This window comes from Escherichia sp. WS2035 (assembly GCF_046487065.1).
Lineage (GTDB): Bacteria > Pseudomonadota > Gammaproteobacteria > Enterobacterales > Enterobacteriaceae > Escherichia > Escherichia coli.
The window spans coordinates 34883-50113 of sequence record NZ_JBJQKD010000010.1 but is presented as its reverse complement, the minus strand read 5'-3'; the positions used below and the strand labels follow the sequence as shown (position 1 = coordinate 50113).

At 52.1% G+C, this 15231-nt stretch carries 16 protein-coding genes; 15 read left to right on the top strand and 1 reads right to left on the bottom strand.

The features are described from left to right. Positions 1-216: 216 nt before the first annotated feature. Positions 217-777: an ADP compounds hydrolase NudE gene (gene nudE, locus ACJHX4_RS17000; protein WP_000045736.1), complete on the top strand. Its 561-nt coding sequence runs from the start codon at positions 217-219 to the stop codon at positions 775-777. A gap of 165 nt (positions 778-942) precedes the next feature. Here nudE and mrcA read toward each other — a convergent pair whose 3' ends face one another. Beyond that, positions 943-3495, bottom strand: coding sequence for a peptidoglycan glycosyltransferase/peptidoglycan DD-transpeptidase MrcA (gene mrcA, locus ACJHX4_RS16995; protein WP_001296475.1), 2553 nt, complete (start codon positions 3493-3495; stop codon positions 943-945). Positions 3496-3614: 119 nt separating this feature from the next. Between mrcA and hofM the strand changes: the two genes are divergently transcribed. The 14 genes from hofM to ACJHX4_RS16925 all read left to right on the top strand — a co-directional run bounded on the left by hofM (position 3615) and on the right by ACJHX4_RS16925 (position 15178). Further along, positions 3615-4394, top strand: a complete 780-nt coding sequence (gene hofM / locus ACJHX4_RS16990; RefSeq protein WP_001296474.1) for a DNA utilization protein HofM — start codon at positions 3615-3617, stop codon at positions 4392-4394. Continuing rightward, on the top strand, positions 4394-4933 hold the full coding sequence (gene hofN, locus ACJHX4_RS16985) for a DNA utilization protein HofN (RefSeq protein ID WP_001069338.1): 540 nt from the start codon (positions 4394-4396) through the stop codon (positions 4931-4933). The genes hofM and hofN overlap by 1 nt, the downstream gene beginning before the upstream one ends. Next, positions 4917-5357: a DNA utilization protein HofO gene (gene hofO, locus ACJHX4_RS16980; RefSeq protein WP_001055748.1), complete on the top strand. Its 441-nt coding sequence runs from the start codon at positions 4917-4919 to the stop codon at positions 5355-5357. Before hofN ends, hofO begins: the two co-directional genes overlap by 17 nt. Next, positions 5347-5751, top strand: coding sequence for a DNA utilization protein HofP (gene hofP, locus ACJHX4_RS16975; protein WP_001264137.1), 405 nt, complete (start codon positions 5347-5349; stop codon positions 5749-5751). Before hofO ends, hofP begins: the two co-directional genes overlap by 11 nt. After that, positions 5663-6901 carry a DNA uptake porin HofQ gene (gene hofQ, locus ACJHX4_RS16970; protein WP_000816005.1) on the top strand — a complete coding sequence of 413 codons (1239 nt, stop codon included), beginning with the start codon at positions 5663-5665 and terminating at the stop codon, positions 6899-6901. The genes hofP and hofQ overlap by 89 nt, the downstream gene beginning before the upstream one ends. A gap of 400 nt (positions 6902-7301) precedes the next feature. Continuing rightward, entirely contained in the window at positions 7302-7823 is a 522-nt protein-coding gene (aroK, locus tag ACJHX4_RS16965; RefSeq protein ID WP_000818618.1) for a shikimate kinase AroK, read from the top strand. Between the two features lie 56 nt (positions 7824-7879). Further along, the gene (gene aroB, locus ACJHX4_RS16960; protein ID WP_000439857.1) at positions 7880-8968 is read left to right on the top strand and encodes a 3-dehydroquinate synthase; all 1089 of its coding nucleotides are present in this window, start codon (positions 7880-7882) and stop codon (positions 8966-8968) included. Positions 8969-9059: 91 nt separating this feature from the next. Then, on the top strand, positions 9060-10346 hold the full coding sequence (gene damX, locus ACJHX4_RS16955) for a cell division protein DamX (protein WP_000343172.1): 1287 nt from the start codon (positions 9060-9062) through the stop codon (positions 10344-10346). A gap of 106 nt (positions 10347-10452) precedes the next feature. After that, the gene (gene dam / locus ACJHX4_RS16950) at positions 10453-11289 is read left to right on the top strand and encodes an adenine-specific DNA-methyltransferase (protein WP_000742141.1); all 837 of its coding nucleotides are present in this window, start codon (positions 10453-10455) and stop codon (positions 11287-11289) included. Positions 11290-11306: 17 nt separating this feature from the next. Beyond that, on the top strand, positions 11307-11984 hold the full coding sequence (gene rpe, locus ACJHX4_RS16945) for a ribulose-phosphate 3-epimerase (protein WP_000816280.1): 678 nt from the start codon (positions 11307-11309) through the stop codon (positions 11982-11984). Continuing rightward, entirely contained in the window at positions 11977-12735 is a 759-nt protein-coding gene (gene gph / locus ACJHX4_RS16940; RefSeq protein WP_001031711.1) for a phosphoglycolate phosphatase, read from the top strand. The genes rpe and gph overlap by 8 nt, the downstream gene beginning before the upstream one ends. Continuing rightward, a complete protein-coding gene (gene trpS / locus ACJHX4_RS16935; RefSeq protein WP_000165543.1) occupies positions 12728-13732 on the top strand; it encodes a tryptophan--tRNA ligase in 1005 nt (334 codons plus the stop codon). Before gph ends, trpS begins: the two co-directional genes overlap by 8 nt. 161 nt (positions 13733-13893) lie before the next feature. After that, a complete protein-coding gene (gene yhfZ / locus ACJHX4_RS16930; RefSeq protein WP_001254831.1) occupies positions 13894-14799 on the top strand; it encodes a GntR family transcriptional regulator YhfZ in 906 nt (301 codons plus the stop codon). Positions 14800-14815: 16 nt separating this feature from the next. Then, positions 14816-15178 carry a hypothetical protein gene (locus tag ACJHX4_RS16925; protein ID WP_001296472.1) on the top strand — a complete coding sequence of 121 codons (363 nt, stop codon included), beginning with the start codon at positions 14816-14818 and terminating at the stop codon, positions 15176-15178. Positions 15179-15231 lie beyond the last annotated feature (53 nt).

The following is a 15231-nucleotide window of genomic DNA, read 5'->3' as shown; positions in this document are numbered from 1 at the left end:
TCATTAAGCACATCACAGTAACCGCTGATCATAGCAAACCCTCTGAAGGCGGAATATCAGCAAATTCCTGGAGTTATTTCAACCTATTGACTTTTAATTTGATTTGAGGACGATTATTTATTAAGTTACATAAATGTAAATAACGCGCAATTCACATTGCCGAAAGCGTGTCCGATATCGCACAATAACCGCTGATTTCACAGCATAGATCCCACGATGAGCAAATCATTACAAAAACCCACCATTCTGAATGTTGAAACTGTAGCCCGTTCCCGACTGTTTACCGTCGAAAGCGTGGATCTGGAGTTCAGCAATGGCGTGCGGCGTGTTTATGAACGAATGCGTCCAACCAACCGGGAAGCAGTGATGATTGTGCCGATTGTGGACGATCACCTGATCCTGATTCGCGAATACGCAGTGGGAACTGAATCCTACGAATTAGGTTTTTCGAAAGGATTAATTGATCCGGGTGAAAGCGTCTTTGAAGCCGCTAACCGCGAGCTAAAAGAAGAGGTTGGATTTGGTGCGAACGATCTGACTTTTTTGAAGAAGCTCAGCATGGCACCGTCTTACTTTTCCAGCAAAATGAATATCGTGGTAGCGCAAGATCTCTACCCGGAATCACTGGAAGGCGATGAGCCAGAGCCGTTACCACAGGTGCGCTGGCCGCTGGCGCATATGATGGATTTGCTGGAAGCCCCTGACTTCAACGAAGCGCGTAATGTCAGCGCGCTGTTCCTCGTGCGCGAATGGTTGAAAGGGCAGGGGCGAGTGTAAATGCGTGAAGTTTACCTGATGCATAATGCTTATCAGGCTTACGAAGTTCCTGCAATTTATTGAATTTTCAATTTTTTGTTGGCCGGATAACGCGTTCACCCGCATCCGGCATAAACAAGTGCACTTTGTCAGCAAACTGAAAAAGGCGCCGAAGCGCCTTTTTAATCAGAACAATTCCTGTGCCTCGCCATTATCGATAATGGTCGTTCCCACCTCGTGCACCGCCTGTTGTGTCGGCTGCGTACCTTCGATGAAATACTCTTCGCGGCTGTTGCCACCATTAGCTAATTGCCCGGTGCTGCGATCGATATTCACCGTCACAATACCCGGTGGCGGCGTCAGCGGCTGTTCCGGTACACCTTCAAGAACGGCTTTCATATAAGCGTCCCATGCAGGCTGGGCACTCTTGGCACCGCCTTCGTAACCTGAGATCTGATCTTTAATCGCTCCGGAAGCCGTTGTATGACCGAGATTACGACGGTGATCATCAAAGCCAATCCAGACCGAGGTCACAACGCCCGGACCGTAACCCGAGAACCACGCATCTTTCGAACTGTTAGTGGTACCCGTTTTTCCGCCTATATCATGCCGTTGTAAATCACGACCTGCTCGCCAGCCAGTACCCTGCCAGCCTGGTTCACCAAAAATATTGGTGTTCAAGGCACTCTTAATCAGGAATGCCAGCGGAGTGTTGATGACGTGCGGTGCGTACTCCTGCGCGCCGGTCTTCGCCACTAACGCCTGATTTGCCTGCTCCAGCTGCGGCATTGGTACAGAAACATTCTGCTGCTCGCGGGAGATAGCGACATCTTCAACATCGTTATTTTCCAGCACGTTCGATTTCTGCGTATCACCGTAAATCACCGGAATATCGCATTCCGGGCAGGCTACTTTCGGTTTCGCTTCGAAAATTACGCCGCCCTGATCGTTTTCAATTTTGCTGATAAACCACGGGTCCACCAGGAAGCCGCCGTTCGCCATGACCGCGTAGCCGCGCGCCACCTGCATTGGGGTGAAGGAAGCTGAACCCAGCGCCAGCGATTCGGTGTGGACAATGTTTTGTGCCGGGAAGCCGAAGCGTTGCAGATATTCTGCAGCGTAGTCGACGCCCATCGCCCGCATTGCGCGTACCATCACCACGTTTTTCGACTGACCCAGCCCCTGACGTAAGCGAATTGGACCGGCATATTGCGGTGGTGAGTTCTTCGGCTGCCAGTCAGAACCGGCACCTGCATCCCAGCGGGAAATTGGCACATCGTTCAACATACTTGCCAGCGTCAGACCTTTATCCATCGCCGCGGTGTAGAGGAACGGTTTGATGTTGGAACCCACCTGACGCAGTGCCTGAGTGGCTCGGTTAAACTTGCTCTGATTGAAATCAAAGCCACCGACCAGCGCCATAACGGCACCGTTTTGCGGATTGATCGACACCAGCGCCGAGTTCACTTCCGGCACTTGCGCCAGCCACCATGCATCGTCAACTTGACGAACCCAGATTTGCTGACCCGTTTGCAGAACATCGGTCACTTTACGCGGCGTCGGTCCCTGCTGAGTATCCGAACGGTAAGGACGCGCCCAGCGAACACCTTCCATACTCAATACGACGGTCGACCCGTCTGCCAGCATCGCCGTTGCTTCCTGAGGATTGGCGCTGGTGACTGCGGCAGGCAGCAGCGGACCATAGGTCGGCAGCGCCTTCAGCGTATCGGTAATCTTGTTGTTATCCCACGCCGATTCGCCCACTTTCCACAGCACATTTGCCGGGCCGCGATAGCCGTGGCGCATGTCGTAGTCCAGCACGTTATTACGTACCGCCTGCTGTGCGGCCTGCTGCACTTTGCGGGTGATGGTGGTGTAAATGCGATAACCGTCTTCATAGGCACTTTCGCCATAACGGTTATACATCTCCTGGCGCACCATTTCGCTCAGGTATGGCGCAGAGAAAGCAATCTCCGGCGCGTGATAGTTAGCGTTAATCGCCTCAGTGCGTGTCTGATCGAACTGTTGTTGGGTGATATACCCTTCATCCAGCATCCGCGACAGCACGACGTTACGCCGCGCGACGGCACGATCCATTGAGTAGAGCGGGTTGAAGGTGGAAGGCGCTTTCGGCAGCCCGGCTATCACCGCCATTTCGTTCAACGTCAGTTGGTCGACAGTTTTACCGAAATAGACTTGTGCCGCAGCACCGACACCATAGGCGCGGTAACCGAGGTAAATCTTGTTCAGATAAAGCTCGAGGATCTCGTCTTTCGTTAGCAACTGTTCAATGCGAATCGCGAGGAAGACTTCCTTAATCTTGCGCATCAGCGTGCGTTCTGGACTGAGGAAGAAGTTTCTCGCCAGCTGCTGGGTAATGGTACTCGCCCCTTGTGACGCGTGACCGGAGAACAGCGCCACGCTTGCCGCACGGAAGATCCCCACCGGGTCAACGCCGTGATGCTCGTAGAAGCGGCTGTCTTCCGTCGCGATAAAGGCTTTCACCATCTCCGGCGGGATTTGATCCAACGTAACCGGAATACGACGTTTCTCACCGTATTGAGCAATCAGCTCGCCATCGGCGCTGTAAATCTGCATCGGAATTTGTAGGCGAACATCTTTTAATGTCGCCACATCCGGCAGTTGTGGCTCGATGTAGCGGTATAGGCCATAAATCGAGCCTGCTCCCAGCAGAATGCAACAGACTGCAAGGATCAAAAAATACTTTACGAACTTCACTGGAAATTTCCCATTTAGTTTCATTTGGGCAGTTTATAAACAAACGCGCGGTAGTATAAAGGCAAGCCAGACGCATTGATATACCCGTCAGAGTGACGGGTGATAAGGAGATCATCACAATGGCATTTAAGAACTGGCAAATTGGTTTGCATTTACAACAGCAAGAAGCGGTAGCGGTTGCTATCGTGCGGAGCGCAAAAGAATGCTTATTGCACCGCTGGTGGCGGTTGCCACTGGAGAACGACATTATCAAAGATGGGCGGATTGTTGATGTGCAGCGGCTGGCTAACACGTTGTTACCGTGGAGTCGCGAACTGCCGCAGCGTCATCACATTATGTTGGCGTTTCCCGCCAGTCGCACATTACAGCGGTCATTTCCACGCCCGTCGATGTCCCTCGGTGAGCGGGAGCAAATGGCCTGGCTGTCCGGGACGATGGCCCGTGAACTGGATATGGATCCGGACTCCCTGCGCTTCGATTACAGCGAAGACTCACTCAGTCCCGCCTATAACGTGACTGCCGCGCAAAGCAAAGAGCTGGCAACGCTGCTTACTCTGGCAGAAAGGTTGCGTGTTCATGTTAGCGCGATCACTCCGGATGCCAGTGCATTACAGCGATTCCTGCCTTTTTTACCTTCTCATCAGCAATGTCTGGCCTGGCGTGATAACGAACAGTGGCTGTGGGCGACGCGCTATAGCTGGGGGCGCAAACTGGCGGTGGGGATGACTAGCGCGAAGGAGCTGGCGGCAGCGTTATCTGTTGATCCCGAAAGCGTCGCGCTATGTGGCGAAGGCGGATTTGACCCCTGGGAGGCGGTTTCTGTTCGTCAGCCGCCGCTACCGCCACCAGGTGGAGACTTTGCCATCGCGCTGGGGCTGGCGCTTGGGAAGGTGTACTGATGAACCCGCCAATTAATTTTTTGCCCTGGCGACAGCAACGCCGGACCGCTTTTCTTCGTTTCTGGTTGCTGATGTTCGTTGCGCCTTTGCTGCTGGCCGTCGGGATAACGCTAATACTGCGTCTGACAAGCAATGCCGAAGCACGCGTAAACGCCGTTTTGCTTCAGGCGGAACAACAACTCACCCGCAGCTTACAGATAACGAAACCACGTTTGCTGGAACGCCAGCAGTTACGCGAACAGCGTTTGCAACGTCAGCGCCAGCGACAATTTACCCGCGACTGGCAATCTGCGCTGGAAGCACTAGCGGCGCTTTTACCCGAACATGCCTGGCTGACAACGATAAGCTGGCAGCAGGGAACGCTGGAGATCAAGGGGCTTACAACAAGCATTACCGCGTTAAACGCGCTGGAAACGTCACTCCGCCAGGATGCTTCTTTTCATCTCAATCAGCGGGGGGCCACGCAGCAGGATGCGCAGGGACGCTGGCAATTTGAGTATCAGTTAACAAGGAAGGTTAGCGATGAACATGTTCTTTGACTGGTGGTTCGCCACATCACTCCGCCTCCGCCAGCTTTGCTGGGCAGTCTGGTTGCTGGTGTTAGTTACGCTCATTTTTCTGTCATCGACACACCAGGAAGAGCGCGACGCATTAATTCGACTACGGGCGAGTCATCACCAGCAGTGGGCTGCACTGTATCGCCTGGTAGACGCCACTCCCTTCAGCGAAGAAAAAACGCTGCCCTTTTCGCCACTGGATTTTCAGTTATCCGGCGCGCAACTGGTTTCCTGGCATCCATCCGCGCAGGGTGGTGAGTTGGCGTTGAAAACGCTGTGGGAAGCAGTGCCGTCGGCATTTACACGGCTGGCAGAGCGCAACGTCAGCGTGAGCCGTTTTTCGTTAAGCGTGGAAGGTGATGACCTTTTGTTCACGCTACAACTGGAGACGCCGCATGAGGGTTAAACGCTGGTTGTTGGCAGGTATTGCATTGTGCCTTTTAACCGGTATGCGTGACCCTTTTAAACCGCCGGAAGATCTATGCCGGATTAGCGAACTTAGCCAGTGGCGCTATCAGGGGATGGTAGGGCGAGGCGAGCGCATCATCGGTGTAATAAAAGATGGGCAAAAAAAATGGCGACGGGTGCAGCAAAACGATGTGCTGGAAAACGGCTGGACGATCTTACAGCTGACGCCAGACGCACTAACGCTGGGAACCGGGACAAACTGCGAACCGCCACACTGGTTGTGGCAACGGCAAGGAGATACAAATGAAGCAATGGATAGCCGCACTACTGTTGATGCTGATACCCGGCGTACAGGCGGCAAAGCCGCAAAAAGTGACGCTGATGGTGGATGACGTTCCGGTAGCTCAGGTGTTGCAGGCGCTGGCTGAACAGGAGAAGTTGAACCTGGTGGTTTCGCCAGACGTCAGCGGTACGGTGTCGTTACATTTAACTGACGTTCCCTGGAAGCAGGCACTACAAACTGTAGTGAAAAGCGCCGGATTGATAACGCGCCAGGAGGGCAACATTCTCTCGGTGCATTCCGTTGCCTGGCAGAATGACAATATCGCCCGCCAGGAGGCGGAGCAGACGCGGGCGCAGGCAAATCTGCCGCTGGAAAATCGCAATATTACTCTGCAATACGCCGACGCCGGAGAGCTGGCGAAAGCGGGGGAGAAGCTACTGAGTGCCAAAGGGAGTATGACCGTCGATAAACGCACCAATCGCCTTTTGCTGCGAGATAACAAAACGGCGTTAAGCACGCTTGAACAGTGGGTATCGCAAATGGATCTGCCGGTCGGGCAGGTTGAGCTGTCGGCGCATATTGTCACCATTAATGAAAAAAGTTTGCGTGAGTTAGGTGTGAAATGGACGCTGGCCGATGCGCAACAAGCTGGTGGCGTTGGGCAAGTCACCACGCTTGGCAGCGACCTCTCCGTAGCGACGGCGACAACGCATATCGGTTTTAACATTGGACGCATCAACGGACGTTTACTGGATCTTGAGCTTTCCGCGCTCGAACAAAAACAGCAGCTGGATATTATCGCCAGTCCGCGTCTGCTGGCCTCACATCTTCAGCCTGCCAGCATTAAACAGGGGAGCGAAATTCCATATCAGGTTTCCAGCGGGGAAAGTGGCGCGACGTCGGTGGAATTTAAAGAGGCCGTCCTGGGGATGGAAGTCACGCCCACGGTGTTACAAAAAGGTCGCATCCGGCTGAAATTACACATCAGCCAGAACGTTCCGGGGCAGGTGCTACAGCAGGCAGATGGCGAAGTGCTGGCGATTGATAAGCAGGAGATCGAAACGCAGGTCGAGGTCAAAAGCGGAGAAACGTTGGCGCTGGGCGGCATTTTTACCCGTAAAAATAAATCGGGTCAGGATAGCGTACCGTTGCTTGGCGACATTCCCTGGTTCGGGCAATTATTTCGTCATGACGGAAAAGAAGATGAACGACGCGAGTTAGTGGTGTTTATCACGCCACGACTGGTTTCCAGTGAGTAAACAGCCGTAAAAGCGGTAATGTTTTTACGCTGAACGTGTTTCATCTATTTGACGCGCGCAGGTATTTAGCATACAAGGAGTACCGATTTGAGAGTTGGTGCTCTTCGCTGCCTGCGTTCCATGATGATGATTTATCATTCAGGCGGCATTTTGCTGTCTTTTTTACGCTAATCTTACCCGGTGATTTATCGCCAGAGCGGTGGTAGCAAGGCAGCGCGCTTGCAGCGACCAGATATGCAGAGGGATGGGTGATTTATTCAGTTGCCAAACCCGCTGGAGTATTGAGATAATTTTCAGTCTGACTCTCGCAATATCTTATGAGGTTTCAGTTCATGTCCTGCGGCGCTCTCTGAGCGAAGCGGGTTTATCATTAACGAATAGTCTTAGTAGTACCGAAAAAATGGCAGAGAAACGCAATATCTTTCTGGTTGGGCCTATGGGTGCCGGAAAAAGCACTATTGGGCGCCAGTTAGCTCAACAACTCAATATGGAATTTTACGATTCCGATCAAGAGATTGAGAAACGAACCGGAGCTGATGTGGGCTGGGTTTTCGATTTAGAAGGCGAAGAAGGCTTCCGCGATCGCGAAGAAAAGGTCATCAATGAGTTGACCGAGAAACAGGGTATTGTGCTGGCTACTGGCGGCGGCTCTGTGAAATCCCGTGAAACGCGTAACCGTCTTTCCGCTCGTGGCGTTGTCGTTTATCTTGAAACGACCATCGAAAAGCAACTTGCACGCACGCAGCGTGATAAAAAACGCCCGTTGCTGCACGTTGAAACACCGCCGCGTGAAGTTCTGGAAGCGTTGGCCAATGAACGCAATCCGCTGTATGAAGAGATTGCCGACGTGACCATTCGTACTGATGATCAAAGCGCTAAAGTGGTTGCAAACCAGATTATTCACATGCTGGAAAGCAACTAATTCTGGCTTTATATACACTCGTCTGCGGGTACAGTAATTAAGGTGGATGTCGCGTTATGGAGAGGATTGTCGTTACTCTCGGGGAACGTAGTTACCCAATTACCATCGCATCTGGTTTGTTTAATGAACCAGCTTCATTCTTACCGCTGAAATCGGGCGAGCAGGTCATGTTGGTCACCAACGAAACCCTGGCTCCTCTGTATCTCGATAAGGTCCGCGGCGTACTTGAACAGGCGGGTGTTAACGTCGATAGCGTTATCCTCCCTGACGGCGAGCAGTATAAAAGCCTGGCTGTACTCGATACCGTCTTTACGGCATTGTTACAAAAGCCGCATGGTCGCGATACTACTCTGGTGGCGCTTGGCGGCGGCGTAGTGGGTGATCTGACCGGCTTCGCGGCGGCGAGTTATCAGCGCGGTGTACGTTTCATTCAAGTCCCGACGACGTTACTGTCGCAGGTCGATTCCTCCGTTGGCGGCAAAACTGCGGTCAACCATCCCCTCGGTAAAAACATGATTGGCGCGTTCTACCAGCCCGCTTCAGTGGTGGTGGATCTCGACTGTCTGAAAACGCTTCCCCCGCGTGAGTTAGCGTCGGGGCTGGCAGAAGTCATCAAATACGGCATTATTCTTGACGGTGCGTTTTTTAACTGGCTGGAAGAGAATCTGGATGCGTTGTTGCGTCTGGACGGTCCGGCAATGGCGTACTGTATTCGCCGTTGTTGTGAGCTGAAAGCAGAAGTTGTCGCCGCCGACGAGCGCGAAACCGGGTTACGTGCTTTACTGAATCTGGGACACACCTTTGGTCATTCCATTGAAGCTGAAATGGGGTATGGCAATTGGTTACATGGTGAAGCGGTCGCTGCGGGTATGGTGATGGCGGCGCGGACGTCGGAACGTCTCGGGCGGTTTAGTTCTGCCGAAACGCAGCGTATTATAACCCTGCTCACGCGGGCTGGGTTACCGGTCAATGGGCCGCGCGAAATGTCCGCGCAGGCGTATTTACCGCATATGCTGCGTGACAAGAAAGTCCTTGCGGGAGAGATGCGCTTAATTCTTCCGTTGGCAATTGGTAAGAGTGAAGTTCGCAGCGGCGTTTCGCACGAGCTTGTTCTTAACGCCATTGCCGATTGTCAATCAGCGTAACAACAAGAAAGGTCAGGCCGCTTATCAAGCGGTCTATTAGCTTCAGGTTAATTGCAACGTGGTAAGCATTAACCTTTTAGTGGGGTGTTAAATGGATGAATTCAAACCAGAAGACGAGCTGAAACCCGATCCCAGCGATCGTCGTACTGGTCGTTCTCGTCAATCTTCTGAACGTTCTGAGCGTACTGAACGTGGCGAACCGCAGATCAATTTTGATGATATTGAACTTGATGACACTGACGATCGCCGTCCGACTCGTGCGCAAAAAGCGCGTAATGAGGAACCGGAAATCGAAGAAGAAATTGACGAATCCGAAGATGAAACCGTGGATGAAGAGCGCGTAGAGCGTCGTCCGCGTAAGCGTAAAAAAGCAGCCAGTAAACCCGCTTCTCGTCAGTATATGATGATGGGTGTCGGCATTCTGGTTCTACTGCTGTTGATCATCGGTATCGGTTCTGCGCTAAAAGCCCCCTCGACCTCTTCCAGCGATCAAACTGCGTCTGGCGAGAAGAGTATTGATCTTGCAGGCAATGCGACCGATCAGGCCAATGGCGTGCAGCCAGCGCCGGGAACCACGTCTGCGGAAAATACTCAGCAGGATGTTTCTCTGCCGCCGATCTCTTCTACGCCGACTCAAGGGCAAACCCCGGCGGCAACGGATGGTCAACAACGTGTTGAAGTGCAGGGTGACCTGAACAATGCGCTGACCCAGCCACAAAATCAGCAACAGTTGAACAATGTGGCGGTCAATTCTACATTGCCGACCGAACCCGCAACGGTTGCGCCTGTTCGCAATGGCAATGCATCGCGTGACACGGCGAAAACGCAAACCGCTGAACGTCCGGCCACTACGCGCCCAGCTCGTCAGCAGGCGGTGATTGAACCGAAAAAACCGCAAGCAACCGTGAAAACGGAACCGAAGCCAGTCGCACAGACGCCGAAGCGAACTGAACCAGCTGCCCCTGTGGCGAGCACAAAGGCACCGGCTGCGACTTCTACGCCAGCACCAAAAGAGACGGCGACTACGGCTCCAGTACAGACGGCATCCCCGGCGCAAACCACGGCAACACCAGCCGCTGGAGGGAAGACCGCAGGTAATGTTGGTTCGTTGAAATCGGCACCGTCCAGCCATTACACTCTGCAGCTGAGCAGTTCCTCTAACTACGACAACCTGAACGGTTGGGCGAAGAAAGAGAATCTGAAAAACTACGTTGTCTATGAAACGACGCGTAATGGTCAGCCGTGGTATGTCCTGGTTTCTGGCGTGTATGCTTCGAAAGAAGAGGCGAAAAAAGCGGTATCTACATTGCCAGCAGATGTCCAGGCCAAAAACCCGTGGGCGAAACCGCTGCGTCAGGTACAGGCCGATCTGAAGTAATCAAGGTTATCTCCCGCAATGGTTTATCATTGCGGGAGTTGCCTGAAGCGCTGGATGCTGTCGGAGCTTTCTCCACAGCCGGAGAAGGTGTAATTAGTTAGTCAGCATGAAGAAAAATCGCGCTTTTTTGAAGTGGGCAGGGGGCAAGTATCCCCTGCTTGATGATATTAAACGGCATTTGCCCAAGGGCGAATGTCTGGTTGAGCCTTTTGTAGGTGCCGGGTCGGTGTTTCTCAACACCGACTTTTCTCGTTATATCCTTGCCGATATCAATAGCGACCTGATCAGTCTCTATAACATTGTGAAGATGCGTACTGATGAGTACGTACAGGCCGCACGCGAGCTATTTGTTCCCGAAACAAATTGCGCCGAGGTTTACTATCAGTTCCGCGAAGAGTTCAACAAAAGCCAGGATCCGTTCCGTCGGGCGGTACTGTTTTTATATTTGAACCGCTACGGTTACAACGGCCTGTGTCGTTACAATCTGCGCGGTGAGTTTAACGTGCCGTTTGGCCGCTACAAAAAACCCTATTTCCCGGAAGCAGAGTTGTATCACTTCGCTGAAAAAGCGCAGAATGCCTTTTTCTATTGTGAGTCTTACGCCGATAGCATGGCGCGCGCAGATGATGCATCTGTCGTCTATTGCGATCCGCCTTATGCGCCGCTGTCTGCGACTGCCAACTTTACGGCGTATCACACAAACAGTTTTACGCTTGAACAACAAGCGCATCTGGCGGAGATCGCTGAAGGTCTGGTTGATCGCCATATTCCAGTGCTGATCTCCAATCACGATACGATGTTAACGCGTGAGTGGTATCAGCGCGCAAAATTGCATGTCGTCAAAGTTCGACGCAGTATAAGCAGCAACGGCGGCACACGTAAAAAGGTGGACGAACTGCTGGCTTTGTACAAACCAGGAGTCGTTTCACCCGCGAAAAAATAATTCTCAAGGAGAAGCGGATGAAACAGTATTTGATTGCCCCCTCAATTCTGTCGGCTGATTTTGCCCGCCTGGGTGAAGATACCGCAAAAGCCCTGGCAGCGGGTGCAGATGTCGTGCATTTTGACGTCATGGATAACCACTATGTTCCCAATCTGACGATTGGGCCAATGGTGCTGAAATCCTTGCGTAACTACGGCATTACCGCCCCTATCGACGTACATCTGATGGTGAAACCCGTCGATCGCATTGTGCCTGATTTCGCTGCCGCTGGTGCCAGCATCATTACCTTTCATCCAGAAGCCTCCGAGCATGTTGACCGCACGCTGCAACTGATTAAAGAAAATGGCTGTAAAGCGGGTCTGGTATTTAACCCGGCGACACCATTGAGCTATCTGGATTATGTAATGGACAAGCTGGATGTGATCCTGCTGATGTCTGTTAACCCTGGTTTCGGCGGTCAGTCTTTCATTCCTCAAACACTGGATAAACTGCGCGAAGTACGTCGTCGTATCGACGAGTCTGGCTTTGACATTCGACTGGAAGTGGACGGTGGCGTGAAGGTGAACAACATTGGCGAAATCGCTGCGGCGGGCGCGGATATGTTTGTTGCTGGTTCGGCAATCTTCGACCAGCCAGACTACAAAAAAGTCATTGATGAAATGCGCAGTGAACTGGCAAAGGTAAGTCATGAATAAGTTTGAAGATATTCGCGGCGTCGCTTTTGATCTCGACGGTACGCTGGTTGACAGTGCACCCGGTCTTGCTGCTGCGGTAGATATGGCGCTGTATGCGCTGGAGTTGCCTGTCGCAGGTGAAGAACGCGTTATTACCTGGATTGGTAACGGCGCAGATATTCTGATGGAGCGCGCATTGACCTGGGCGCGTCAGGAACGTGCGACTCTGCGTAAAACAATGGGTAAACCGCCCGTTGATGACGACATTCCGGCAGAAGAACAGGTACGTATTCTGCGTAAACTGTTCGATCGCTACTATGGCGAGGTTGCCGAAGAGGGGACGTTTTTGTTCCCGCATGTTGCCGATACGTTGGGCGCGTTGCAGGCTAAAGGCCTGCCGCTAGGCCTGGTCACCAACAAACCGACGCCGTTCGTCGCGCCGCTGCTCGAAGCCTTAGATATCGCCAAATACTTCAGCGTGGTGATTGGTGGTGATGATGTGCAAAACAAAAAACCGCATCCGGACCCGCTGTTACTGGTGGCTGAACGGATGGGCATTGCTCCACAACAGATGCTGTTTGTTGGCGACTCACGCAATGATATTCAGGCAGCAAAAGCGGCAGGTTGCCCATCAGTTGGCTTAACCTACGGATATAACTACGGCGAGGCTATCGATCTCAGCCAGCCTGATGTAATTTATCAGTCTATAAATGACCTTCTGCCCGCATTAGGGCTTCCGCATAGCGAAAATCAGGAATCGAAAAATGACTAAGCCCATCGTTTTTAGTGGCGCACAGCCCTCAGGTGAATTGACCATTGGTAACTACATGGGTGCGCTGCGTCAGTGGGTAAACATGCAGGATGACTACCATTGCATTTACTGTATCGTTGACCAACATGCGATCACCGTGCGCCAGGATGCACAGAAGCTGCGTAAAGCGACGCTGGATACGCTGGCGTTGTATCTGGCTTGTGGTATCGATCCTGAGAAAAGCACCATTTTTGTTCAGTCCCACGTGCCGGAACATGCGCAGTTAGGCTGGGCATTGAACTGCTATACCTACTTCGGCGAACTGAGCCGCATGACGCAGTTTAAAGATAAATCTGCGCGTTATGCCGAGAACATCAACGCTGGTCTGTTTGACTATCCGGTGCTGATGGCAGCGGACATCCTGCTGTATCAAACAAATCTGGTACCGGTGGGTGAAGACCAGAAACAGCACCTGGAACTGAGCCGCGATATCGCCCAGCGTTTCAACGCGCTGTACGGCGATATCTTTAAGGTGCCAGAGCCGTTTATTCCGAAATCTGGCGCGCGCGTAATGTCGCTGCTGGAGCCGACCAAGAAAATGTCCAAGTCTGACGATAACCGCAATAACGTTATCGGCCTGCTGGAAGATCCGAAATCGGTAGTGAAGAAAATCAAACGCGCGGTCACTGACTCCGACGAGCCGCCAGTAGTTCGCTACGATGTGCAGAACAAAGCGGGCGTTTCCAACCTGCTGGATATCCTTTCTGCGGTAACGGGCCAGAGCATCCCGGAACTGGAAAAACAGTTCGAAGGCAAGATGTATGGTCATCTGAAAGGTGAAGTGGCTGATGCCGTTTCCGGTATGCTGACTGAATTGCAGGAACGTTACCACCGTTTCCGCAACGATGAAGCCTTCCTGCAACAGGTGATGAAAGACGGCGCAGAAAAAGCCAGCGCACACGCTTCCCGTACGCTAAAAGCGGTGTACGAAGCGATTGGTTTTGTGGCGAAGCCGTAATTTAACATTAATGCCAAAAAAACCGGGGAAACCCGGTTTTTTTATCCTCATTTGCAATAATCCGAAAAAATGTGAAGCGCCTCGCCGTTTCCACATCTCGCTGTTGCGCCTTATCTTCAAATTCCTGAAGATATAAACATTCATTTTATTGAAAATATATTATGCGTCGAACGTTTATCAAAAAAGAAGGCGTCGTTATCACGACACTGGCCCGTTATTTGTTGGGTGAAAAGTGCGGTAATCGACTGAAAACCATAGATGAGCTGGCAACTGAATGCCGTTCATCGGTTGGCCTGACGCAGGCCGCGTTGAAAACGCTGGAATCAAGCGGAGCGATACGGATTGAACGCCGTGGGCGCAATGGCAGTTATCTGGTTGAGATGGATAACAAAGCATTGCTGACTCATGTGGATATCAACAACGTGGTATGTGCGATGCCCTTGCCCTATACCCGTTTGTACGAAGGCCTGGCGAGCGGATTGAAAGCCCAGTTTGATGGCATTCCTTTTTACTATGCGCATATGCGCGGCGCGGATATTCGCGTGGAGTGTTTACTTAACGGCGTGTATGACATGGCGGTGGTTTCGCGACTGGCGGCGGAAAGTTATCTCACGCAAAAAGGATTATGCCTCGCGCTGGAGTTGGGACCGCATACCTACGTTGGCGAGCACCAGTTGATTTGCCGTAAAGGCGAGTCCGCAAACGTGAAGCGCGTGGGGCTGGATAACCGTTCGGCGGATCAGAAAATCATGACCGATGTCTTTTTTGGCGATAGTGATGTGGAACGAGTCGATCTCTCTTATCACGAGAGTTTACAACGCATTGTTAAAGGCGATGTTGACGCGGTTATCTGGAACGTAGTGGCGGAAAACGAACTGACCATGCTGGGATTAGAAGCGACGCCGCTCACAGACGATCCGCGATTTTTACAGGCCACCGAAGCCGTGGTCCTGACGCGAGTCGATGATTACCCAATGCAACAACTGCTGCGTGCAGTTGTTGATAAACATGCCCTGCTTGCTCATCAACAGCGAGTAGTCAGTGGGGAACAGGAACCCAGTTATTAAACGAAAGGCATCTGATATGGAAACCAGACTCAACCTGCTTTGCGATGCAGGCGTTATTGATAAGGACATCTGCAAAGGCATGATGCAGGTCGTCAATGTACTGGAAACAGAGTGCCATCTACCGGTGCGCAGTGAGCAAGGAACGATGGCGATGACACATATGGCGAGTGCACTGATGCGCAGTCGCCGTGGTGAAGAAATAGAGCCGCTGGATGACGAATTGCTGGCGGAACTGGCGCAATCCAGCCACTGGCAAGCCGTTGTGCAATTGCATCAGGTATTGTTGAAGGAATTTGCACTGGAAGTTAACCCGTGTGAAGAAGGCTATTTGCTGGCCAACCTTTATGGATTATGGATGGCTGCTAACGAAGAGGTTTGAAGCTCCCGATAAATCCACGTCGTACAACCTAAATATTCAAAAAAATGAATATT

What these genes read in the sequence shown, in the direction of transcription:
- nudE (WP_000045736.1), top strand. Translation starts at nt 217, where the DNA reads ATGAGCAAATCATTACAAAAACCCACCATTCTGAATGTTGAAACTGTA.
- hofM (WP_001296474.1), top strand. Translation starts at nt 3,615, where the DNA reads ATGGCATTTAAGAACTGGCAAATTGGTTTGCATTTACAACAGCAAGAA.
- hofN (WP_001069338.1), top strand. Translation starts at nt 4,394, where the DNA reads ATGAACCCGCCAATTAATTTTTTGCCCTGGCGACAGCAACGCCGGACC.
- hofO (WP_001055748.1), top strand. Translation starts at nt 4,917, where the DNA reads ATGAACATGTTCTTTGACTGGTGGTTCGCCACATCACTCCGCCTCCGC.
- hofP (WP_001264137.1), top strand. Translation starts at nt 5,347, where the DNA reads ATGAGGGTTAAACGCTGGTTGTTGGCAGGTATTGCATTGTGCCTTTTA.
- hofQ (WP_000816005.1), top strand. Translation starts at nt 5,663, where the DNA reads ATGAAGCAATGGATAGCCGCACTACTGTTGATGCTGATACCCGGCGTA.
- aroK (WP_000818618.1), top strand. Translation starts at nt 7,302, where the DNA reads ATGGCAGAGAAACGCAATATCTTTCTGGTTGGGCCTATGGGTGCCGGA.
- aroB (WP_000439857.1), top strand. Translation starts at nt 7,880, where the DNA reads ATGGAGAGGATTGTCGTTACTCTCGGGGAACGTAGTTACCCAATTACC.
- damX (WP_000343172.1), top strand. Translation starts at nt 9,060, where the DNA reads ATGGATGAATTCAAACCAGAAGACGAGCTGAAACCCGATCCCAGCGAT.
- dam (WP_000742141.1), top strand. Translation starts at nt 10,453, where the DNA reads ATGAAGAAAAATCGCGCTTTTTTGAAGTGGGCAGGGGGCAAGTATCCC.
- rpe (WP_000816280.1), top strand. Translation starts at nt 11,307, where the DNA reads ATGAAACAGTATTTGATTGCCCCCTCAATTCTGTCGGCTGATTTTGCC.
- gph (WP_001031711.1), top strand. Translation starts at nt 11,977, where the DNA reads ATGAATAAGTTTGAAGATATTCGCGGCGTCGCTTTTGATCTCGACGGT.
- trpS (WP_000165543.1), top strand. Translation starts at nt 12,728, where the DNA reads ATGACTAAGCCCATCGTTTTTAGTGGCGCACAGCCCTCAGGTGAATTG.
- yhfZ (WP_001254831.1), top strand. Translation starts at nt 13,894, where the DNA reads ATGCGTCGAACGTTTATCAAAAAAGAAGGCGTCGTTATCACGACACTG.
- ACJHX4_RS16925 (WP_001296472.1), top strand. Translation starts at nt 14,816, where the DNA reads ATGGAAACCAGACTCAACCTGCTTTGCGATGCAGGCGTTATTGATAAG.